Source organism: Pseudobdellovibrionaceae bacterium (assembly GCA_019637875.1).
Lineage (GTDB): Bacteria > Bdellovibrionota > Bdellovibrionia > Bdellovibrionales > Bdellovibrionaceae > JAHBUW01.
This window is the reverse complement of sequence record JAHBUW010000020.1, coordinates 20,346-41,289: the sequence shown is the minus strand read 5'-3', so window position 1 is coordinate 41,289 and position 20,944 is coordinate 20,346. Positions and strand designations below refer to the sequence as shown.

At 59.9% G+C, this 20,944-nt stretch carries 19 protein-coding genes; 5 read left to right on the top strand and 14 right to left on the bottom strand.

What is annotated here, in order from left to right; all coding sequences use genetic code 11:
* Positions 1 to 95 precede the first annotated feature (95 nt).
* Both KF767_18285 and KF767_18280 read left to right on the top strand, forming a co-directional pair.
* Positions 96 to 1,844, top strand: coding sequence for a hypothetical protein (locus KF767_18285; GenBank protein ID MBX3019842.1), 1,749 nt, complete (start codon positions 96 to 98; stop codon positions 1,842 to 1,844).
* Entirely contained in the window at positions 1,841 to 3,643 is a 1,803-nt protein-coding gene (locus KF767_18280) for a hypothetical protein (protein MBX3019841.1), read from the top strand. The genes KF767_18285 and KF767_18280 overlap by 4 nt, the downstream gene beginning before the upstream one ends.
* A 9-nt stretch (positions 3,644 to 3,652) precedes the next feature.
* Here the strand turns inward: KF767_18280 and trxA are convergent, their stop codons facing one another.
* The 5 genes from trxA to pheS form a co-directional block, all read right to left on the bottom strand.
* The gene (trxA, locus tag KF767_18275; GenBank protein MBX3019840.1) at positions 3,653 to 4,039 is read right to left on the bottom strand and encodes a thioredoxin; all 387 of its coding nucleotides are present in this window, start codon (positions 4,037 to 4,039) and stop codon (positions 3,653 to 3,655) included.
* Between the two features lie 11 nt (positions 4,040 to 4,050).
* Positions 4,051 to 4,482: a MerR family transcriptional regulator gene (locus tag KF767_18270; protein MBX3019839.1), complete on the bottom strand. Its 432-nt coding sequence runs from the start codon at positions 4,480 to 4,482 to the stop codon at positions 4,051 to 4,053.
* Between the two features lie 620 nt (positions 4,483 to 5,102).
* Positions 5,103 to 5,456, bottom strand: coding sequence for an integration host factor subunit alpha (locus KF767_18265; protein ID MBX3019838.1), 354 nt, complete (start codon positions 5,454 to 5,456; stop codon positions 5,103 to 5,105).
* Positions 5,457 to 5,539: 83 nt separating this feature from the next.
* Positions 5,540 to 8,014: a phenylalanine--tRNA ligase subunit beta gene (gene pheT, locus KF767_18260; protein ID MBX3019837.1), complete on the bottom strand. Its 2,475-nt coding sequence runs from the start codon at positions 8,012 to 8,014 to the stop codon at positions 5,540 to 5,542.
* Positions 8,015 to 8,033: 19 nt separating this feature from the next.
* On the bottom strand, positions 8,034 to 9,071 hold the full coding sequence (pheS, locus tag KF767_18255) for a phenylalanine--tRNA ligase subunit alpha (protein MBX3019836.1): 1,038 nt from the start codon (positions 9,069 to 9,071) through the stop codon (positions 8,034 to 8,036).
* 78 nt (positions 9,072 to 9,149) lie between these two features.
* On the opposite strand from pheS, the gene KF767_18250 reads away from it, so the two are divergent.
* Together KF767_18250 and KF767_18245 are read left to right on the top strand one after the other, a co-directional pair.
* A complete protein-coding gene (locus KF767_18250; GenBank protein MBX3019835.1) occupies positions 9,150 to 10,319 on the top strand; it encodes a class I SAM-dependent methyltransferase in 1,170 nt (389 codons plus the stop codon).
* Positions 10,320 to 10,328: 9 nt separating this feature from the next.
* Positions 10,329 to 11,141, top strand: coding sequence for an RNA methyltransferase (locus KF767_18245; GenBank protein MBX3019834.1), 813 nt, complete (start codon positions 10,329 to 10,331; stop codon positions 11,139 to 11,141).
* A 77-nt stretch (positions 11,142 to 11,218) separates the two neighbouring features.
* Here KF767_18245 and KF767_18240 read toward each other — a convergent pair whose 3' ends face one another.
* The 7 genes from KF767_18240 to rpmI are packed head-to-tail and all read right to left on the bottom strand — an operon-like array spanning position 11,219 to position 16,990.
* Positions 11,219 to 12,067, bottom strand: a complete 849-nt coding sequence (locus KF767_18240) for a hypothetical protein (GenBank protein MBX3019833.1) — start codon at positions 12,065 to 12,067, stop codon at positions 11,219 to 11,221.
* Between the two features lie 50 nt (positions 12,068 to 12,117).
* Complete coding sequence (locus KF767_18235) at positions 12,118 to 13,050, bottom strand: diphosphomevalonate decarboxylase (GenBank protein ID MBX3019832.1); 933 nt, start codon at positions 13,048 to 13,050, stop codon at positions 12,118 to 12,120.
* Positions 13,051 to 13,094: 44 nt separating this feature from the next.
* The gene (locus KF767_18230) at positions 13,095 to 14,024 is read right to left on the bottom strand and encodes a hypothetical protein (protein ID MBX3019831.1); all 930 of its coding nucleotides are present in this window, start codon (positions 14,022 to 14,024) and stop codon (positions 13,095 to 13,097) included.
* A 9-nt stretch (positions 14,025 to 14,033) separates the two neighbouring features.
* Positions 14,034 to 15,380: a hydroxymethylglutaryl-CoA reductase, degradative gene (locus tag KF767_18225; protein ID MBX3019830.1), complete on the bottom strand. Its 1,347-nt coding sequence runs from the start codon at positions 15,378 to 15,380 to the stop codon at positions 14,034 to 14,036.
* Positions 15,371 to 16,405, bottom strand: coding sequence for a type 2 isopentenyl-diphosphate Delta-isomerase (gene fni, locus KF767_18220; protein ID MBX3019829.1), 1,035 nt, complete (start codon positions 16,403 to 16,405; stop codon positions 15,371 to 15,373). Before fni ends, KF767_18225 begins: the two co-directional genes overlap by 10 nt.
* A gap of 28 nt (positions 16,406 to 16,433) precedes the next feature.
* On the bottom strand, positions 16,434 to 16,778 hold the full coding sequence (rplT, locus tag KF767_18215) for a 50S ribosomal protein L20 (protein ID MBX3019828.1): 345 nt from the start codon (positions 16,776 to 16,778) through the stop codon (positions 16,434 to 16,436).
* A gap of 11 nt (positions 16,779 to 16,789) precedes the next feature.
* Entirely contained in the window at positions 16,790 to 16,990 is a 201-nt protein-coding gene (gene rpmI / locus KF767_18210; protein MBX3019827.1) for a 50S ribosomal protein L35, read from the bottom strand.
* Between the two features lie 315 nt (positions 16,991 to 17,305).
* On the opposite strand from rpmI, the gene KF767_18205 reads away from it, so the two are divergent.
* A complete protein-coding gene (locus KF767_18205) occupies positions 17,306 to 18,121 on the top strand; it encodes a sel1 repeat family protein (GenBank protein MBX3019826.1) in 816 nt (271 codons plus the stop codon).
* A 161-nt stretch (positions 18,122 to 18,282) separates the two neighbouring features.
* Here KF767_18205 and infC read toward each other — a convergent pair whose 3' ends face one another.
* Entirely contained in the window at positions 18,283 to 18,882 is a 600-nt protein-coding gene (gene infC, locus KF767_18200; GenBank protein ID MBX3019825.1) for a translation initiation factor IF-3, read from the bottom strand.
* Between the two features lie 61 nt (positions 18,883 to 18,943).
* Positions 18,944 to 20,929: a threonine--tRNA ligase gene (thrS, locus tag KF767_18195; protein ID MBX3019824.1), complete on the bottom strand. Its 1,986-nt coding sequence runs from the start codon at positions 20,927 to 20,929 to the stop codon at positions 18,944 to 18,946.
* Between the last annotated feature and the right edge of the window lie 15 nt (positions 20,930 to 20,944).

The window sequence follows — 20,944 nt, the reverse complement described above, 5'->3', positions numbered from 1 at the left end:
TACTCGGTATTCTCACCGAAGCCCTCGACAAACGCCAAGGAAATCCCGTGGACAAGCCCAACGCATTTTTGGAGAATGAGTTGCGGAGGATCAACTTGAGGCCGAAACTCGCCTGGGCACTCGCGGTTGCGGGAGCCGTATTTTTTCTGAGCTCGCTGATCGAGCCGGGCCATCACGTGGGTCTTTTTGGCCAGGACGCCGTCGCGCACAGTCGCTTGCTAGCCAGCCATTGCGACTCTTTCCCCGGGTTCGGCGAAAACCGCCTCGACTATCTTTTCGCGCCCAAGGGGGTCGCGGCCGGCTTAATGAACGATAGTCCACTGATGAGTGGACTCGCTTGCCTTTGGCCCACGAAAAATCCGACCGCCCGATTTCACTTCTACGCGGCCCTGCAGTGGATTTTTCTTTGGGCCGTTCTGATCTTGTGGGCGCGCCGATATCTGCAAAATTGGGGTCCGGCCGTCGCCTTCGTCATGGCAATCTCATTCGGCGCCTTCATCCAGGTGCGATCCCTGGGACATTACAATCTTTTTCCACTCGCGTGGGGCGGTTTCGCACTCTGGCTCCTTCTCTGGGATCCACTTCCTCTGGACTGGCGAAAGCTTTTGCCCCGCGGCCTTCTGGCAACATTGGTTTTCCTGACCTCGATCCAGACTCTCCCGACCTTCGCTATTTTATTCATCGTACTCATTCTAAGGCAGCTCGGGATTCATCCCGCACGCCGCCAACTCTTACTCCGCACGCTCGCCCTGCTTCCCGCCGCGTTGGCTTTGGCCGCTTTTTTCATGGCCCCCCTCATCCGTGCCGCGCGTGAATCCAACCTACGCCAGGACCTCTCCGAGGCGGGACGCGCCATCTTCAATTCGGATCTGTTGTCGTATCTGATCCCCGGCCCTTTCTCGCCGGTGTTTCAGCAGAGCACGTCGCTTCTGGGTGAACTCTATCCCGTGCAACAGGGGCTGCTCGAGAATTTGAACTCCTTCGAGTTCGTGGTGCTTCTGCTGCTCCCCTTCGTCGTCATTGAGCGCGCGCGTTTGCGGCCCTATTTGAAGTGGTTTCTCCCCCTCGCGGGCATTTATTTCGTATTGTCTTTGGGCTCGCAGATTCGTTTCGGAAACGTGGTGCTCTTCGACAATCCCGCCTTCAATTGGCTTTCATCGCTGCCGCCGTTTTCCGCATCCCGCACGCCGGGTCGTTACGCGACGGTCGCGATCGGCCTCGTCACCGCGCTCGCGTTTCTGGGATTGGACGGATGGTGGTCGCGACGTCAGTTCAAACGCGGGGTCGCAACCGTAGCGAGCCTTGCTCTCGTCGCGTTGACGATGGCGGGCGTAGGTCTTTTCTCGCCCCGGTCGATTCGCGCCTACGTCGAAGACTACCGCCCCCTCATTCCCGAAGCGGGGCTGACGCAACTGCGGACCGAGGCCGGAACCGGCTACGCCGTGCAACTCCCCCTCGCACTGATGGCCGATCCGACGCAAAATTTCCTGCAGGGCTTTCACGGACGCAAGCTCATCAACGGCTACGTCAGCTACACGCTGATGACGGAAGAGACGCTCGCCTACATCAATACCCATCCCGTCTTCTTGGCCTTGGACTGCGGCCCCACGCCGCAGATCGACTACACGCGCGCGAATGCCTCGCCGGAAAATTTCGCGCAGCTCACGCGGGAATTGACGACGGCGTTGAAAACCGCGCGCGTCGACGTCGTGATCCTGAACTGGTCGCTGCTCGCGCAGCCCGCCTGCCGCGAACTGGGCGAGTACTTCATGCGCGCGAAAACCCAAACGCCTTTTGAAATCATCGAAGAAAAAGGCCGCTACTCTGTGCTGAGGTTACGATGAACGATCAGCCCTCTGCGCGCTGGATCCGGATCGCGGGCGCCGCGACTCTTGCCCTCGGAGGATTTTATCTTCTGTGGACCGTGCTCGACGTGAGCGGTGCGGGACTGGAACTCACCGACGAGGGCTTCTATCTCTTGTGGTTACGTGACCCTTGGGTCTATACCGCCTCGGCGACGCAGTTCGGATTCGTTTACCACGGCCTTTACCAACTCCTGGACGGCAGCATTGAGCTTCTGCGGCAGATTAATTTTCTGATCACCTTTTTCTTGTCCGTGGCCTTCGGGTTTTGTCTTTTTCGCAACCTGAGTCCGCGTGAACGTCCTTGGCTCCACGGACTTCTCGCGGTGGGCTTGGCGGGCACCGCGTTCGCGTTCCCCGCTTCGTGGATCCCGACCCCGAGCTACAACTCGCTCATCATGCAGGCCGCGCTCTTGATCGGGATTTCGTTTGACCTGATTCGCTCCGCCGGAACCCCCGCGCGCGTCGTCGGCGGACTGCTGATGGGCGCCGGAGGCGTTCTCGCGTTTCAAGCGAAGCCGACGGCGGCCGCGGCGCTGGGGCTTATGGCCCTCGTTTTTTTCATCACGGAACGCCGCCGCGCCCTTTTGCCTTTTCTGATCGCGGGCGCAAGCGCGCTCGTGGGACTCGTCCTTTTCGCGCTCTACATCGACGGCTCGGTCACGGTCTACGCCCACCGGCTTCCCGAAGGCGCGACCATCATGCGCCTTCTCGGCTCGAATCACAGTCTGGGCGATCTTTTTCGCGTGGACGCCTTCCAGACAACGCCCATCGAAAACATCGTCATGGGCGCGATGGGACTGGCCGGAGTTTTGTGGCTCCTGACTTTGCACGGGCGCTCGCGCCTTCCCGCTTTCGCCGGCCTGGGCGTCACCCTTTTCGGAATTGCGTTTTTGATCTTGGCGCAGCCCGGGCGCGCACCGGAGTTCTCGAAAGAAGGGGTCTTCGCCTATCTGCGCTTGATGCCGACGCTCGCCCTACCGGTCGCGGCGCTTTTAGCGCTTGCCATTCAACATCTTCGCGGACGGCCGCTCCCCGAACTTCGCGTCAGTCTGATCGCCGGACTTCTCTTTTTGCTGTTCCCTTTCGCCGCGGCCTTCGGCACCAACAACAACACGTGGGGGGCCGCAAGCCAGCACGCGCTCTTCTGGATCGCGAGCGCCCTTTTGCTGATGCGCCCGCTCCTTCCCGCGAAACGTGAAGTCGAAGCCTTCGTGCCCGTGGTCGCGCTCGCCCTCGTTTACGTCGGCGTCACCGTCCATCTCGCCATCGCGGTCCCCTACCGCCAAACCGCGAGTCTCGATCTCGCCGATCGCGAAATTGATCTCGGACATCTCGGCGGGCGACTGCGCGTGACCGCCGATCTCGCGAACTACGTCGAGCAAAGCCGCGCGCTCGCCCGGAAGGAGGGTCTTGCCGAAGGAGCATGGATTTTGGATTTCACCGGACGCTCGCCGGGCCTGACCTACATTTTAGGAGGAAAAACGCCGGGCATCCCGTGGTGGATCGGGGGCTATCCCGGCACCACCGACATGCTCACCTACGCGATCAAAAGTGTGGATTGCGAAGTTCTGCTCAGCGCCTGGCTCATCGCCGAACCCGGAAGCCCGATCGCGCTCAGCCCCGCAATCCTGAATTCCTTCGGCGCGTCGGTGGAGGACTACGAGGCGATGGTGCAGCTCAATCCGCCCACGGGTTGGGGCGTGCCGCAGCTCCTCATGCGTCCGAAGCCCGAGCTCGGTGCGCGCCTTGCCGCCTGCCGCGAATTGAAATCGAAATAGATGGACGAATCAGCCTTCGGTTTTCGGCGCGCCGGAAGCGTCTTCCGCTTCCACTTCGGCCGCGATCTTTTCCATGTCCAGCGCCAGCACTTTCGTGACCGCTTCATCGAGGGTGTCCTCGGGAATCACGCCGCTGGCCTGTTCGATGACGATCTTTTGCCGAAGAATGATCAGCGTCGGGATCGAGCGGATGCCGAAATAGCCCGCAAGCTTCTGCTGCTCGTCGGAGTTCACTTTACCGAACGCGACGTTCGGATGTTTTTCGGCGACACGCTCGAAGATCGGCGTGAACTGACGGCAGGGTCCGCACCACGGCGCCCAGAAATCCAGAAAGAGCGTCTCGTGCTTTTCGAGCAGCTCCGAAAAATTCGCGTCCGTGACTTCGATCGTCGCCATGTTTTGATTCCTTAGTCTGCGAAGAGCTGACGGAGCTTACGCAGATCCACGATCAAGTGGTCCACACGCTCGTTCATCGCTTCCACGCGGTTGTTGACCTGGCTCCAGTCCTTCTCTTTTTTGACGACGGACTTCAGGTCTTTCAGCGCCGCGCGCGCGCCCTCAATCGAGAAGCGGTCGCGGTGCAGGAGTTTACGGATCAGGTAGACGTTCTCGACGTCTTTTTTAGTGTAGTAGCGTTGGTTGTTCGCGGCCTTCTTCGGCTTCAGCACGTCGAACTCGGTCTCCCAGTAGCGCAGAACGTACTGCTTGATCCCCAGCAATTCCGCGACCTCGCCGATCTTGAAACCCATTTTTTCGGGGATGCTCGCGAGCTCTTCCAAAAGCTGATCGTCACAAAGCGCCGCCGGCAAGGTCAACGAGCCCAGATGGGTCGTGATCATGCTCGACGCTTCCGTCAGAGGCTCGGGCAACGGCTCTGCGCCGAAATCGAGCTCTTCGCGCGGGTGCACGTCATCGTGATCGATGACCGCATTGTCGGGGGCCGACGCGAGTTCCTCTTGCAATGAGGCCTCGTTCGCATCGATCTGCGTGACATCGGAAACTTGGACTTGGACGTCATCCACCGACGGGCTGTGATCCACCGGGGTCTTAAATTCCGCGTCCTCATTCACGATCGACTCCATCGCGAGTTCCGCTTGCGCGATCTCGGCCGACTTTTCGGGGACCTCTTCGACGACCGCGAAGCCCTCGGCGATCCCGTTCAGATGTTTAAAAGAGATGCTGGAGGTGGCCTGCCCCTCAACTCCCGACGCCTCTTGCGGCGTGGGAACGGGCTGTTCTTCCGCGCGCGGTGCGGGCTCGTCCCAGACGGGAGCTCCGGCGGTGGCGGCGGAATGGGTTGCGCCACCGGCGGTGGCGCCGCCCGCGTTTTGCAGTTCGGCTTGGACTTCGTTCAGCCACGACTCACGTGTGACTTCGACCGAAAGATTTTTGTCGGTCGATTTGTCCTGAAAGGTCAGCTGGATTTGGCGCTGCGACTCAACGGATCCACTCATCCTGATTAATCCTCGTCATCATCGTCGTCGGAGTCTTTCAAGTGCTCGAACTCTTCGCCATTCAGCATGGCTTTGAGCACCTGGCTCGGACGGAAAGTGAGAACGCGGCGGGCGCTGATCGTGATCTGCTCGCCGGTTTGGGGGTTACGGCCGACGCGCTCGTTCTTGCCGCGCACGACGAAGTTCCCGAAACCCGAAATCTTGACCTTTTCACCTTTGATCAAGACGCCCTTCAGGCTCTCAAACACGGATTCCACAAGCTCGGAGGCCTCTTTCTTCGAGAAGCCGATCTTCTCGTAGACTTTCTCGACGATGTCCGCCTTGGTCATGGTCGATTTACCGATGTTCTGCCCCGCCATGGTGTTCTCCTTCACTGAGGCGGAATCCAGTCCTGACTCCGCCCTTCATAAACAGGCTAGCAAGATGTTGAAAACAATCAAGTTTATCGCGTCGCGAGACCCCATTTTTGTTTCACCGAGTCGAGAACCTGCGTCATTCGCCCCAGAACGGCCTCATCTTGCAGAGTGGAGGCCTTATCTTGGAAGCGCAAACGGAAGGAAACCGACTTCTGCCCCGGCTCGAGGTTGCCGCCTTCAAAGACGTCAAAGACCGACACGTTCTTCAGGAGCTCGCCCCCCGCTTCGCGCATGGTGGACATCACATCCCCCACCGCCAGCGTCTTCGGCATCACGAGCGACAGATCGCGCGTGACCGCGGGTTGGCGCGAGAAACCGCGGTAAGTTTGCAGCGGCGCCTTCGCGGTCGCGAAGGGACGCATCGTGAGTTCGAAGACCGTCACGGGGACGCGGATCTTGTCGTCATCCAAAAGCTGAGGATGGATCGAGCCGAGATAACCGTCGAAGCTCGTCGCCTCGCCGGACTTTTCATCCGCGCGCGCCTGGTGCATGACCCAGCCCGCTTGTCCGCGGTGCAGGAACTGCGGCAGCTCGCCTCTTTCTTTCGGTTGCATGAGGCCGAAGCCCTGCAGCCAGAAGTTTTGGTAGATCGCCTCGAGAGCAGCCTTCATTTTGAAAAGACCCGCGCCCTTTTTGTTCACGACCCACATGTTCTCGGGCTCGCCCCACAGGATTCCCGCCACGCGATACTCCTCACGGTAATCGCCGGGCTTTTCCTCGCCGAAGCAGGGACCGACCTCGAAGAGCATTCCTGATTCTTGGCCTTGATGGAAGTTGTGGACCACGTTCTTGTAAAGACCGTAGGTCAGCGTGCGACGCATGACGTTCCAGTCTTCCGAAAGCGGATTGCGCAGGCGCACCGACTTCAGCGGCAGACCGAAACCCGCGCGCGTGAGCAGGGTTTCGTTCGCCAGGAAGGTCTTCTCGCCCTTCTCGCCGACGAAGGCGTAATTCGAGGCTTGACTGAAGCCCTGCGCGCGCAGCGCCTGCACCATGCGGCCCACGGCGTTCCACATCGGATCGTTCGCGAGCGGCTCTTTGCGAAGGGCCGGGAACGACTCGGGGATATGATCGTAACCGTTCAGGCGCGCGTACTCTTCCACCAGATCCATCTGCATTTCCAGATCGAAGCGGAAAGTCGGCGGCAGCACCTCGAATGAATCCCCGCCGAGCGCTTTCACGTCGCAGCCCAGACGGCGCATCCAGTCCTCGAAGACCTTCGCGTCGCACGGATAGCCCAGGCGGTCCGTGATCATCTGGGTCGAGATCGTGACGGGTTGTTTCGTCACGGGTTCGGGGTAAACGTCATGGCTGTCACCGTAAGCTTCACCGCCCGCCACTTCGAGCAGAAGTTCGGTCGCGCGGTCCAGTGCCTGACGGGTCCCTTCGGGATCCACGCCGCGCACGAAGCGGTAGCAAGAGTCGGTATTGATCCCGAAGCGGCGCGAGCTGCGACGCACGGTCGCGGGCTGGAAGTAGGCGCTCTCCAGGAAGATATCCTGAGTCGCGTCGGAAACGCCCGAGTTCAGGCCCCCGATCACGCCCGCCATGGCCACCGCGCGCTCTTGATCCGCGATCACGAGCTCGTCGCCGGTGAGCTTCAGCTCGGTGCCGTCGAGGGTCTTGAAGGCTTCGCCCTTTTCGCTTTTACGGACGATGATCTTTTTGCCTTTGATTTCATTCGCGTCGAAGGCGTGCAGCGGTTGTCCCAGCTCCATCATCACGTAATTCGTGACGTCGACCACGTTGTTGATCGACTTCATGCCGACCGACTCCAGACGGGCCTTCAGCCACGCGGGGGTCGCGCCGATCTTCACGCCCGCGATGAAGCGGCCCGCGTAACGGGGGCAGGCCTTCGTGTCTTGGACTTCGAGCGCGATCTTTTCTTTCGTCGAGGCCGCGGACTGCGCGAACATTGGCGATTTGCGTTTGAGCTCGCGACCGAGCAGGCACGCGATCTCGCGCGAAAGCCCGAAGTGACTCAGACAGTCCGCGCGGTTCGGCGTGACCTTCAGCTCGAAGGTCACGTCCTCAAGACCCGCGTACTGCGCGAAGGGCAAACCGATGGGCGTGTCGGCGGGCAGGATCATGATGCCGCTGTCTTCACCCGCGACGCCGAGCTCTTTCGTCGAACAGAGCATTCCGCCCGAGTCGACTCCGCGAAGCACGGTCTTTTGGATCGCGAAATTTCCCGGCAGGATCGCGCCCGGAAGCGCCGCCACGACCTTGTCGTTCTCTTTGTGGTTCTTCGCGCCGCAGACGATCTGGTGCACGATGCCCTCGCCGGTCATGACCTGGCAGACGCTGAGTTTATCCGCGTTGGGATGCTGTTCTTTTTTGAGGATGATCCCCGTCACGACGAAGGCGTAGTCCTTCGCGCGGTTTTGGATGTCCTCGACCTCGAGGCCCGCGCGGGTCAGAATCTCCGCGAGCGGTTCGGGCTTTTTCAGGTAGTCGCTGACGTCGACGAAATCACAGAGCCATTTCAAACTGATTTTCATACTCGATTGCCTTTGCGCCTTAAGAGGGGAACTGACCCAGGAAGCGGACGTCGTTTTCGGGAATCAGGCGGATGTCGTCGATCCCGTACTTGATGATGGCCATGCGCTCGACGCCGAAGCCCCAAGCGAAGCCCTGCCACTTCGGATATTCGAGGTTCGCTTTCTCAAAAACCTTCGGGTGAATGAGTCCGCAGCCGCCGATCTCGATCCAGCCCGACTGTTTGCACATCTGACAGCCGTTCCCGCGACAAACGGGGCAGGTGCAGTCGACCTCGGCCGAAGGCTCGGTGAACGGGAAGTAGCTGGGACGGAAACGGGTTTTCAGACCCGGCCCGAAGAACTCGCGCACGAAGAACGTGATCGTGCCTTTCAGATCGGCCATCGAGACCTTCTCGTCCACGCAGACGCCTTCGAACTGATGGAAGTGCGGTAAGTGCGAGATGTCCGAATCGACACGGAAGACCGCTCCCCCACCCAGGATGCGGAAGGGGGGCTTCTCTTTCTCGAGCGCGCGCGACCAGACGGGGCTCGTGTGGGTACGCAGGACGTGGGTGTCATCCACGAAGAAAGTGTCCTGCATATCGCGCGCGGGGTGATCCGCCGGCAGGTTCAGGGCTTCGAAGTTGTAGTAGTCTTTTTCGACCGCGGGGCCGAGCTTCAAGGAGTATCCGACCCGCGACAGGATCGAGACGATCTCGTTCATGACCTTCTGCACGGGGTGTTCGGTGCCGGCGGTGCCGGGGCCGGCCGTCAGGGACAGGTCGACCTCCTCCGCCAGCATGCGGGCCTCGATCTCTTTCTGACCGAGCTCCTGCTCGCGGCGGGAGTACAGCTCCTCCAGGGCGCTTTTGACCTCGTTGACGGTTTTCCCGAAGGCGGGTTTTTCTTCCTTCGGCAGGGCCGCCATCTCTTTCATGATGGTCGTGAGTTTGCCGGTTTTCCCCAGGAATTCGACTTTGAATTCGTACAGGGATTTACGGCTGTCGGCCTTCTCAAACGCCGAGCTCGCCTCCGATTTCAGGGTTTGAAGGAATTCCGCGGCGGCTTGAAGGGTCATGGCTTTTGTTTGCCCACTTTCACTTTGTGACATAGCTTGCAAGTATCATTGAAGAATTTCGAATGAGCAACACAACGCATGGCGCACAAAAACAAAACCAACATCTCGCCCTACAAAACCCGCCGCCAGAAGGCCGGTAAAGGACTGGGACCGTCGGGCGCCGCCGATTCGGTCGGCTCTGCCCGCCCAAATTCGCGTCAGCTCCAAGGAACTGAGGGCTCGCGCCCAGAATCTACTTCCGGCGCCGGAAGTAAATCGGCCCACAACGCGTCCGCGGCAAGCAGCAAAAGCGCACCCGTCGACCGCCCGAAAGGACGTCATCCCGCCCTGACCGGAAAGACCTATGCCCGCCCGACGGACACCGGCGCGGGCTCGGATCAAGGCCCCGGCGGCAGCCCCCGCACCAGTGGCGCGCGAGGCTCCCACCCGAGCGGCACGCGAGGCCAGCACCCGAGCGGTGCGCGAGGCTCCCACCGACGCGCCGACCAGATCTTCGAACTCGAAGAGGCCAACGACCGCCTCTACGATCTGTTCCGCAACCACGGGCTCGGGGACTTCCCCCACGCGAAGCGCCGCCAGCTCGCGCAGTACTACCGACTCCTGATGCTGAAGCAGAACGAGGTCAATATGACCCGGCTCCTCACCCTGCGTGAGGTGGGCCTCAAACATTTCGTGGACTGCCTCATGGTCGCCCGGCTCACAAAGCTGAAGTTCCCCCTGATGGATCTGGGAACCGGCCCCGGACTTCCCGGCATCCCGCTGAAAATCCAATTCCCGGACGAAAAAATCGTCCTCGCCGAGGGCGTGCAAAAGCGCGTGGAGTTCCTGAAGGAAGTCCGCGAAGACCTGGAACTCAAACAGCTTCCGATCCTGGGCCGCAACGTCAACGAGTGGACCTTCTACCCCGTGAACGGCGTCATCACCCGCGCCGTGGAAGACGTCGGGAACACGCTCCGCAACGTGCGCAACTGCCTGTCCACCGGGGGCCGCGTCTACTTCATGAAGGGACCGAACGTCGGCCCCGAGGTCGCCCAAGCGCAAACCGAACTCGCCGAACACTACAAACTCGTCGAAGACATCGAGTACGAACTGCCCGAGTCGGGCCTCCCCCGCCGCCTCGTCGTCTTTGAGAAGATCAAAGCCCACGACTTCCCGAACCCCGACGACGAACCCTGGATGGGCGAAACTTCGGATGAGCTGCGCGCCGACGCCCGCTGGCTTGCGAAATTCAAAACTCACCTGGGATAATCGCCGCATATGGAACGTCCGCGCCGCAAACTCGAAATCGAAAGCCCCGCCAACGCGACCTTCAAACGACTGGCGTCGCTCCTGAGCAGCAAGGGCATCAAAGCCGAAGGTGAGCTGATCCTGAGCGGCCGCAAGCTCATTGCCGAGCGACTCGCAGGCCCCGGCGCGAACCTCGTCCGCTCGATCCTCTTGCCGAAAAGCGCGGGCGGCCAGCACGGCTTCACCTGGCCCGCCGGCCTGAGCCGGCCGCACCTCGACATCACCGAGATCGAACTCGCCGATCATCTTTTTGAAGAGTTGGATGAGTTGGGCACCCACGGCCCGCTGCTCCTTATGAGGACTCCCGAAATCCGCACCGAGGACACTTCGACCGCGCCCAAGGGCTTCGAACTCGTCTGCCCCGTCGGCGACCCGCGGAACCTGGGCGCCATCGCCCGCAGCGCGCGCGCCTTCGGCGTGCGGCGGCTTCTGCTCACGGCGGACGCGGCGTCGCCCTATCTGCCGAAGGCGCTGAAAGCCTCGGCAGGCGCGACGCTCGATCTCGAGATCGCCCGTCTACCGAAACTCTCCGAATGCCTGAACGCCTGGGCCTCGTCGCCCTTCGCAAAACAGGTCTTCGTACTCGACACCGAAGGCGAAAATCTGCGCCAAGCTCAACTCCCCGAAAATCTCTATCTGGTTTGCGGCGAAGAAGGCCCCGGCATCCCGGAGCTCACAAAACTCCCGCGACTGACGATCCCCACGCACGGGGTCGAGTCGCTCAACGCCGCGGTCGCGACCTCGATCGCGCTTTACGAAATCAGCTCCCGCGAAAAAAGGTAGCATCTACCCTTGGGTGTCGCGACTGCGTCAAAGTCCAAGTGGATGACATGTTCGCCGCACCGAAGTGAAGAACGGAACTAACGGAAGCAGGCGATGAGATCGTCGGCCGGAGCGGGAGCCTCTTTCCACAGCGACAAAAGATAGCCGCCGCCACCCGAGCCCGTGGGCTTCACGACCTGGGCGCCGCGCGCCTTCAGATCTTTCATTTTGGATTCGGAGAGGCGATCGACGAGTCCCCACTGCTCAAAGCACGAAGCCGCCGACGCCAAAGCCTTCTCGAGCTGCGGGAGTCCGTCCGCCTCGGGAAGACCCAGCGCGAACTCCGCGAGCGCCACCGCGTCCCGCATCTGATCGTCGAGTTGTTTGCCGCGCGCGGGATCTTTCAACCCCAGGTCTTTGACCTGATTCACGCATTCGCGCGTGACGCCACGCTGGCCCGAGTAGGACAGATAGCACTTCGGATTCCACTGCAAATGAAGCGGCTTGCGCTCACCCGCGCGCGTGAAACGGATAGGCTTTCCGCCGTGCACGACCGCGATATCGAGTCCCGAGCTCTCGCCGTGGAACAGATCCTCCAGCTGACGGCCGAAGTTTTCGATCTCGGACTCGGCGACGTAACCTTCGACCGAGAACCAACGCGCCACGGCCACGCAAAAAGCCGCCGAGGCACCCATCCCCGCACCGACGGGAATGCGGCTTTCGATCTCGAGCTCACCCGAAAGTTCACTGCGGTGAAGACCCGTCATCGCGCAGGCCTTTTCCAAAACGCCCCAGAACAGAAGTTCCAGCTCCGGACCATGGGGACCGGACAACTTCAGCGAGATGTCGCCTTTGGCATTCGGCGTGAAACGAAAATGCATGGTCGCCGACGACAGCGGAAAAACCAAAGCCGGCGATCCACGCAAAACCGCGTGCTCGCCGATCATGATCCACTTGCCGGTCGTGGTCGTTTCGAATTCGTGTTTGAACTTAAAACTCACGCGCGCGAGTCCTTGAAGGCACCATCCGCCGCCGTCGAAAGAAGGCGATAGTCCTCGGCCAAATGCGAGCCGAACGCCTCGGCTTTCGCGGCCTGGTCCGCACGCCACAGAAGATGCACGTTCGCACCCGCATCCATGGTGACCAAGGGGCCATCTTTTTGCTCGCGCCAATACTCACGAGTTAAAGCCAGCACCTTCACACTGTCGGGATGCCAGTAACCGAAAGCGGGCTGCGAGGTCTCGAACAGGGCGTGCATGTCTTGGAATTCCGCCCAGGTGATGTCGAAGGCGCGCGGCCAGTCGTTCTTGCGCAAAGCCTGCATGAACTCCGCCAGACGTTCTTCCGCGCGCTGGGGACGTCCCTTAAACAAAAGGCTCGTCACGCAACGTTTGTGCGCATCCGAAGAAGAGACTTCCTTCTTCGCGGTATTCAAGATCGCGACCTGGTGGACCATCCGCTGCACGGGAAGTTCCAGGGGACGCACGCCTTCGCGGGTCCACATCGCCCAAGGGGCGAAGAACGAGCGGCAGCTCGAGCCCGAGCCCTTCCGCGACATCTCGGCCTGCTCACGTACCGAAGGGGCTTGGTAGTTCGTATCCAGGGCCTCAAAGATCTGATAACAAGCCTTCGTCAAGGCCGCGAAACTCGAAGCCGACGAGGCGATCCCGCAGTCCGAGGGAAAGTTGTTCGCCGAGCGCACGCGGAAATTCCCGGTGACCCCGGCTTCGGCCTTCACGCGCGCGACGTGCTTCAGAAATTTCGCGCGGCCCGTTTCACTGAGTTCGAGTTTTTCCCCATCCAACGGCGCCCATTCATCGGCGCTCAGTCCCTCGACGTATTCCATCTCCACGGTCGAACGCAAAGACTCCAGCGTCCACGACAGCGAGGAGTTCGCGGGCAAGTTGTCCAGCGTATCGGTTTTCCCCATGTACTTGATCAAGGCGATGTTGCTGGGGGCCGTCGCGACGACTTTCACGGATGGATCTCCTTCGGTTTTTGCGCGGGGTCTTTTTCGAGTCCCAACCCCAGTTCATTTTCGGTGGCCACGGGGACCAGGTCCTGCGCGCGTCCGGCCTCGAGCACTTCGTGACGACGGATCTCGCGCTGATCAAAAACGACCAGCACGACGTCCGCGCCCATGGCGCCGCAACCCTTCGCCGCGCGAATCCCCGGAACCTGGCGCAGCGCCTTGGTGCGCGGACGCACCTCATCGGATTGCAAACCCAGATTTTCAAGATGACGAGTCACTTCATTGAGGCCGATCAAGAACTGACCTTCGCTGGATTTGCGCAGACCATCCCAAACCCGTTGGCAGGCAGGCTCCAGCACTTCCAGACTTTCCGCGACCTCAGCTTTCGCAAAGTCCTGCAGATGAGTATGCGTGGGAAGTTTGATCGCGGTTTTGAAAAGAACGAAGCCCAGATTCTGGAAGGGCCAAGTGAAAACCTGAATCTTCCCCGTGCGGCGCTCAAACGCCGTCACCAAGCCGCAGGCCTGCCCCACCAGATCCGCCCCGCTCGGCGGAAGGGCGGCGCCCGCATGCAGCTCACGGTACTCGTTCCACGCCGCGCGCACGTCCAGATCCAGCTGATGCTCGGTCATCACGCCGGCCCCGAACTGATGAAGGGCGCGGACGAGCAGAAACTCGGCCGTGGAGCCGCCGAAGCCTCCCGTCTTGTAGGGATCGATGAATTTCAAATCGTAGCTGGCGAAGGCCGCCGCGTTCGCCGCTAGATAACGGCCCGCGGGGCTGTCGGGATGAAATGGATGCTGGCCCGTTCCCGCACGGACCTCCAAACGAAAACGCGGCTCACTCGCGATCAAAACCGCAGGCCCGCCGTTGAGTGCCAGATATTCACCGCACAGGAAGGTCTTTCCCGGAGCGGACAGACTGATCATCATCGCGCCCCCTTACTGCGGTGTGATGACGGGCTTCGTGGCCCGGATCTCTTTCAAAACTTCGATCGCGTTCGACAGCGAAATGCGTTTTTTCAGTGCCAGAATCTCTTCCAGACGACTGACCATGGACGGCATTTCTTTCTCTTCCGCACCCGCGCCCAAAGAGAGGTTTTTGATATGCAGCTTCATGTGACCTTCGATGATCCCGACGGTCGTGAGCGCTTTCAGCGCACCCAAATTCTGAACCAGCCCGACGCTCGCGATGATCTGCGAAAGCCGTGCGGCCGAGGGCGAGCCCATCATCCGCAGCGAAAGCTTCGCGGTCGGATGAAGCGTGGTGACGCCCCCCACGGTGCCGACGATGATCGGCGCGATAAGTTCACCCACGAGCGACGTGCCCTGACGGCGCCACTTCGTGATCGAACGGTACTGACCGTCGCGGGACGCGTAAGCGTGCACGCCCGCTTCGACCGCACGCCAGTCGTTGCCGGTCGCGATCAAAATCGGGTCCATGCCGTTCAAGACGCCTTTGTTCCCGGTCGCCGCGCGGTACGGATCGATTTCCGCGAAGATCGAAGCCTCTTCGATTTTTTCGGCGAGCTCGGGGTCGATTTTATCGATCACCACGCGCGCGCGGGTGAGCTTCGTATCCACAAGGTTCGAAAGAATGCACATCGTGACCGTTTCACCGGTCCACTCTTGAATCGGATGTTTCAGGTATTCGCAGACCTGATTCATGATGTTCGCGCCCATGGCGTCCACCGCATCCATCTGGACGTGGATCACGGCCATGGTCAGACCGTCGGGACGCTGAAGCTCGCGCAGGGTCACGTCTTTGACGCCCCCGCCGCGACGGACCAGCCCGAAGGCGACCTCACGGTTCGAGTTGTCGATCATCTCTTGTTTGCGGGCCGCGATCACCTGACGGAGCTTCGCCAGGTCCTTCACTTTCGCGATCTGGATCTGGCCGATGATGGTCTGACCGATCTGCGAGGTTTCGATGCGGCCCGACTCACGGATCCACTTCGCGGTTTTCGAGGCCGCGGCGACGATGGAGGTCTCTTCGACCGCGAGCGGGATCACCAGATCCTCGCCGTCGATGCGGAAGTTGGTCACCACGCCCAAAGGCAGCTGGAAGTAACCGATGACGTTCTCGATGAACTTTTCGCCGAGCGCGGGGTCTTGCAAACCGCCGCGATCCAGAAAGCGCACGTCGTCCGCGCTCAGAACGCCCATCTTGTAGAGCTCGCGCAGTCGGTCTTCGCGGTTCAGTTTCGAGAAACCTTTGAACGACTCGCTGAAGTCCTTGCCCAGGTCTTTGTACTCGTTGAGTTCATTGTCTATGGGGGTCAGATCCATTCCCACACTCCCGCGTTTTGAAATTCTTGAAGCGAGCCGTGGCCGCTGCAGAACATCGCCACTTTCAGTTCAAACTCAAAGCGCGCCATCGTTTCATCGAGGTCACGCTCGCCCTTCAGCGCCGCTTCAAGGACGGGTTTTGCGAACCCGACTTTTTGCGCGCCCATGGCCAAGAGTTTCGCCGCATCCAGGCCGGAACGCACGCCGCCCGATGCCCAAATCTCGGCTTTTAGATTTTGTTTTTTCGCACAGGAGAGCGACTCAAGCGTCGAGTAGCCCCAATCGCGGTAGGTCTCGGCCGCCTGGCGCAGAAGCCCCCCATTCGGGCTACGCAGTCCTTCCACGCGACCCCAGTGGGTGCCACCGGTGCCGGCCACGTCGATCGCCAAGGCGCCCGTTTCGTTCAGACGGCGCAAAGTCTTCTCGGAAAAACCGCAGCCCGTTTCTTTGATGACGACCGGCACGCCGATCTCTTTCACGAGTTTCGCGAGCGCCGTGAAAGAACCCGTGAAGTCGGTGTTCCCTTCGGGTTGCAGGCATTCCTGCAGCGGATTCAGATGCACGAAAAACGCCTGCGCCTCAAGATTGTCGACGAGCTCGCGAATGACCTTCACCGGAGTCTGGATCACCTGCGCGATCCCGAGATTCCCCAAGAGCACCGCCCGGGGCGCCGCTTTACGCACTTCGCGCCACTCGGCCTTCGCGGCGGCATCGAAAAGCTCGCGGCGCTGCGAGCCCACGCCCATCATCCAACCGCGCGCCTCGGCGACCCTCGCCATCATCGCGTTGAGCGCGACGGCGTCGCCATGACCGGCGGTCATGCTGCTGACGAGAAACGGAGTTTTCAGAGAGTCTTTAAGAAATGTCGACGAGATGTCGACCTTCGAGAAATCAAGGTCCGGCAAAGCTTCGTGGGCCAGCCGGACCCGATCGAACCCCGCCAGATGCGGGGTTTGGGATTCCGGGGACAACGCGATTTTGAGGTGCTCTTTTTTGCGAGACTCGAATTGCGTCGGATCGCTCATGAGATCCATCCCGGAAAGACCCTGGCGACTAAGCCAGGGCGTTTTTGCAAAGAGCCGCGAAACCAGCGGTATCGCGAACTGCCATATCGGCCAGAACTTTACGATCGAGAGTGATGCCGGCCTTCAACAGACCGCCCATCAGACGCGAGTATGTGGTTCCGTTGATACGAGCGGCCGCATTGATCCGTTGAGTCCACAGGGCGCGGAACTCACGTTTCTTCATTTTGCGGTGCTTGTACGCGTAAGCCATACCACGGTCGTTCATCTCGACCGCATGAGTGTAGCAACGCGAATTCGCCGAGTAGTAACCACTCGCACGCTTCAGAACTTTTTTGTGACGACGACGATTTGTAAATCCACCTTTAACGCGCATGACTCAAACTCCTAGAAAACAAGCTGACGCTTGATTTGCAACATGTTGGCTTGATCGACATAAATCATGTCGCCCAAGTGACGCTTCACTTTCGAACTCATGTGGGAGTTCAAGTGGCGCATCCGAGTCTGCTTCCGCTTTACTTTTCCGCTCTTGAGGAGCTGGAAACGCTTCTTCGCACCCGAGTGGGTCTTCTGCTTAATCTTAGCCATAATGGCCTTTCTCGTACGGGGCGTTCACCGACCATCGGTGACTCTTAGGTGCCGTCGACGTTCATTTGAGTTTGGCAATCTCGTGGATTCCGGCCGAAGAGGCAAGGAAAATTCGGGGTTTAAGGTACCCTCTACCTTCCAGAAAGTAGCAGCTACTTTCTGGAAGGTAGAAGCTCCCTTTCCGGATCCTCGGGAGGCCCCCTAAACCCTCAATTTCGCGGCGCATTTCAGAAGGTAGCCGCTTCCCTTTTGGAATGCGCTGCCGCAGAACCTAAGCTGAAGGGCGGATTTGCGCCCGAAAGGACCCCCTCCGCCATGAGACCCGATCAGATTGAAGTGCTGAAACAAGGTGCAGAATCTGGAGATACCACCTCGAAACTGATGTACGGCCTGGCGCTGGTGCAGGGGCGTTTCGTCGCCCAGGACCTGAAGGCGGGTCTCGGCCATATCCGCGAATCCGCCGCCGGCGGGCATCCCGAGGCCATGTTTTTCCTGGCCGTCTACCAACTGGATCAAGGCGGAAAGTCGCCCGAAAATCTTGAGCTCGCACGCCAACTTCTGGAAAAGGCGGCCTACACCGGCCACGTCAAATCCCAGATCGAGCTCGCGAAATCCTACCTCTCCGGGAACTACTGGCCGGCCTCGGACGAGCAAGCGCTCATGTGGATGCGCTTCGCCGCCAAAGAAGGTCAGGGCGTCGCGTATTTGCTGCTCGGCTTTTTCTTTCTCGATCGCGGCATGAATCAGGACGCGATCCACATGATGAGGCTCGCCGAACGCGCCGGCGAAAAACACGTCGCCGAGGTCATCCAGGAAAGCCTCGACGGCCTGAAAGACGAAGGCTTCACCGAAGATCTCGAAGGCTACGCGCTCAAGGTCATCGCGCAAACGTTAGGTCGTGAGGCCGAGACGCTCGCGGGCCTCCTGCCGGAACTCGAAAAGGACCCCTCGGCCGCGGCCGCGAAAACCCTATCGGTCATGCACGACTACGGCTACGGCACGCCGATCAACCCCGTGAAATCCACCGAGTGGCTCGGCATCGCCGCCGACCGTGGCGACGCGGAAGCGCGCCACTTCCACAACGAACGGAAACGCGTGGGGTACCTCGGCGAAGGCGAAAAATCGCAGTGACGATCTCGGCGCGCCTGGTGGCCCTTCTGATCCTCCTTCTCGCCGTTCGCATCACGCTCGGCTAGACGCCTCCGACGACCTTTCCAAACGCGGACCCGCGAAAAACGAAAACCCCGCCTTGCGAGCGGGGTTTTTGTTTCCGAAGCGGAAGTCAGCAAATCTTACTCGCCGTCCTCGGCCATATCGTCGTCGTCATCCGACGGCTCCGACTCGGGCACGGGGCCCGTGGGCTTCGGGTTCGCCTTCAGATAGTCCTTCACCTTGACGGGATCCGGAGCGACCAGAACGAACATCTGACGACCTTCCGTTTTCGGATTGTTTTCAGGCGTCGCGATGTCCTTCAGCTGCTCGATGACCTTCTTCAAAAGCACGAGACCCAGCTCTTGGTGGGCCATTTCGCGACCCATGAAGCGCAAGTTCACCTTCACTTTGTCGCCTTCAAGGATGAAGCGACGGGCGTGTTTCATCTTGGTGTCGAAGTCGTGCTGGTCCGTACGGGGACGCAGCTGGACTTCCTTCACCGAAACGATGACCTGCTTCTTACGAGCGGCCGCCTGCTTCTTCTTGTTCTCGTATTTCCACTTGCCGTAATCCATGATTTTACATGTGGGCGGCGAAGCGGTGGGAGCGATTTCGATCAAATCGAGGCCGCGCTCTTCGGCCATACGGATTCCTTCCGGAACCGTCATCACGCCGAGCATCCCGCCTTCTTCATCGATGACGCGAACTTGGGGCGCGCGGATCTCGCGGTTGACCCGCAGTCCGTCTTTATCTTGTTTCTTTCCGCGGAAATCGCGTCCGGGAAAGCGTTGAAAGGGGCCGCTAATGGGAAACCTCCTTGGTGGTTTGTGCAGCGACGTTTCGTCCCGCATCCGGGCCTGGCTCAAGCTGACGGCTTTGGATGTCGGTCTCAATCATTTTATAAAACGCATCTAGAGACAATCCGTTGATCATGCGACCGTCACGCAGACGGATCGAGACCTGACCGGACTCCGCTTCCTTATCCCCGAGGATCACCATGTAGGGGATCTTCTGGAGTTGGGCTTCGCGGATTTTAAAATTCAATTTTTCCGAGCGACGATCGAACTCGGCGCGCACGCCGCGCTCTTTCAGCCCCGCGAGAATCGCTTCCGCCGACTCGTTCACGCGGTCCGTGACGTTCAAGATGATCGCCTGGGTCGGCGACATCCACGTGGGCAAATGTCCCGCCATGTGCTCGAGGTAAACGCCGATGAAGCGCTCGAGCGATCCCAGGATCGCGCGGTGGAGCATGACCGGACGGTGCTCGCCGTTGTCTTCGCCCGTGTATTTCAGGTCGAAGAGCTGCGGCATATTGAAATCGAGCTGCAAAGTTCCCAGCTGCCACGGACGTTTCAAAGCATCGACGAACATGATGTCGAGTTTGGGGCCATAGAAAGCGCCGTCGCCTTCGTTCACCGTGAAAGGCAGATTCAGCTCTTCCAAAGCTTTCGAGAGCGCGCCTTCCGCGCGATCCCAAACCTCGTCCGAACCCACGCGGTTTTCCGGGCGAGTCGACAGGAAGATCTTGTAATCGCTCATGCCGAGGATCGCGTAGACCTCGTTCAGAAGTTTAATGAACGAAGCGATCTCGGTTTGCAGCTGATCGGTCGTGCAGAAGATGTGCGCGTCGTCCTGACAGAAGGTCCGCACGCGCGTCAGCCCGTGCATCGCGCCCGCGCGCTCGTAGCGGTGAAGTCTGCCGAAGTCGGCCATACGCATGGGAAGCTCGCGGTACGAGTGGCGTTCGGCGCCGAACATCATACAGTGGGACGGACAGTTCATGGGTTTGGTCGCGAATTGTCTTTCGTCGACCTCCATGAAGTACATATTGTCTTTGTAGTTCTGGAAGTGTCCCGACGTCTTGAACATCTCGACGTCGAAAATCTGCGGCGTGATCACTTCGCCGTAGCCGTACTTGAAATACATTTCGCGCATGTACTTCAGAAGCTCGTTGTAGATCGTCGCGCCCTTCGCGGTGAAGAACGGCGAACCCGGAGCGATCTGGTGGAACTGGAAAAGGCCCAGCTCTTTACCCAGCTTGCGGTGATCGCGTTTTTTCGCCTCTTCGATGTTGTGCAGATACTCTTCCAGATCCTTCGGATCGCGGAAAGCCGTCGCGTACAAACGCTGGAGCATGGGGTTTTTCTCGTCGCCGCGCCAGTAGGCGCCCGCGTTCGAAAGAACCTTGAAGGCCTTGATCTGTCCGGTCTTCTGGATGTGCGGGCCACGGCACAGGTCGAACCAAGGACCTTGGTGGTAGATCGAAACCTCTTTTTCGCCCTTCGCCGCCAGATCTTTGATGATCTCGACCTTGAAGCGCTCGCCCATCTTCTCGAAAGTCTCGATCGCTTTGTCGATCGGCCAGACTTCTTTATTCAAGGGATAGTCGGCGGAGGTGATTTTCTTCATCTCAGCTTCGATTTTCGCGAAGTCCTCTTCGTTGAAGGTCCGCGGTGAATCGAAGTCGTAGAAAAAACCGTTTTCGATGACGGGACCGATGGTCACCTTCACGTCGGGCCACAAAGCCTGCACCGCCTGCGCCATCACGTGGGCGGCGGAGTGACGGATCACTTCGTTCGCGTCGGGAGACTTGGTCGTGATGAGCTCGATCTTATCGCCGTCGTTCAAAGGAAGGCGCAGGTCGCGGATCTCGGGATCGCCGTTGATGCGCACGCCGAGCGTGTCCTGCGCCAAACGGGAGCCGATACTTTTCGCGACATCCAGAGCCGTGGGATTCGTAGGGAACTCGCGGACAGAGTTGTCCGGAAGACTGATTTTGATCGACATAATTAACTTTGCAGA